This is a genomic window from Streptomyces sp. NPDC052107, assembly GCF_040680215.1.
Classification (GTDB): Bacteria; Actinomycetota; Actinomycetes; order Streptomycetales; family Streptomycetaceae; genus Streptomyces.
The window spans coordinates 1-1,323 of the sequence record NZ_JBFAWG010000291.1; the positions used below are offsets into that span (position 1 = coordinate 1).

A 1,323-nucleotide genomic window follows, 5' to 3' on the forward strand; every position below is an offset into this window, starting at 1 on the left:
TACTGCAACCGCATCTGGGTGACGATCAACGTCGTGTGTCGTTGATGTGACTGTGTGCTGATGCGCTGACGGTCGAACAGGTTGAGTCGTGGTCCGAGGGGATAGCCGGGCTGCATGCCCGGTTCGCCCACCGTTTTGGCAGGTCCGAGCCGCGCGAGCGGGCACTGGATTACCTGGAGGGGCTGGTCGCACCTCTGGAGAAGAAGAACGGCTGGACGCTGGCCGAGCAGGTCGGCCAGCTCCGCCCGGACGGTGTCCAGCGCCTACTCAACCTCTCCGACTGGGACGAGAACGCGGTCCGCGACGACGTCCGTGACTTCGTCGTGGAGACCATCGGCAGCCCGGAGGGCGTCCTGATCTGCGACGACACCGGCTTCCTGAAGAAAGGCACCAAATCCGCCGGTGTCCAGCGCCAGTACTCGGGTACTGCGGGCCGCACGGAAAACTGCCAGATCGGCACCTTCCTGGCCTACGCCTCGGCCCGGGGACGTGCCCTGATCGACCGCGAGCTCTACCTCCCGGCCTCCTGGACCGATGACCGGGACCGTTGTCGGGCCGCCGGCATTGACGACGAGATCTGTTTCGCGACCAAGAACGAGCACTTCAGGCGGATGCTGCAACGCGCCATCGACGCCGGTGTGCCGTTCGCATGGGTGACCGCGGACGAGGCATACGGGCAGGTCAAGCACACACGTTTCTGGCTGGAGCAACGCAAGGTCGCCCACGTGATGGCCACGAAGGTCAACGACACGGTGATCACGACCCGTTGGGCCGAGGCCCGGGTCGACGAGCTGATCGCCGCGCTGCCCCGGCAGCGCTGGAAGCGGCTGTCGGGCGGGCAGGGCGCGCACGGCGAACGCGTCTACGACTGGGCGCGCGTTGCGATCCGGCCTTGCTGGGAAGACGGCTTCGGGCACTGGGTACTGGCCCGCCGCAGTGTCAGCGACCCCACCGAGATCGCCTACTACGTCTGCTATGGACCGGCCTCCTCGCGACTGAAAGACCTGGTCAAAGTCGCCGCAGCGAGGTGGGCGGTGGAGGAGTGCTTCCAGACCGCCAAGGGCGAGTGCGGCCTGGACCACTACCAGGTCCGGCTCTACCGGGCCTGGTACCGGCACATCACCCTGTCGATGGCCGCACTCGCCTACCTGACCGCGCTCCGCGCCCAAGAAGCCACAAAAGGGGCGACGCAGAGGACGAGCAAAACCTCATACCCCTCAGCGTCCCGGAGATCCGCCGGTTGATCGGGCACATCGTCATCACGCCCCGCCACCACACCAACGAACACCATCTGCACTGGTCACACTTCCGTAGACACAGCCA

Annotated in this window: 1 protein-coding gene; it reads left to right on the forward strand. The window is 66.1% G+C overall.

Going from position 1 to position 1,323, the window contains the following annotated elements; all coding sequences use genetic code 11:
- Window positions 1–101: 101 nt before the first annotated feature.
- A complete protein-coding gene (locus tag AB0M27_RS47910; RefSeq protein WP_365732477.1) occupies window positions 102–1,244 on the forward strand; it encodes an IS701 family transposase in 1,143 nt (380 codons plus the stop codon).
- Window positions 1,245–1,323 lie beyond the last annotated feature (79 nt).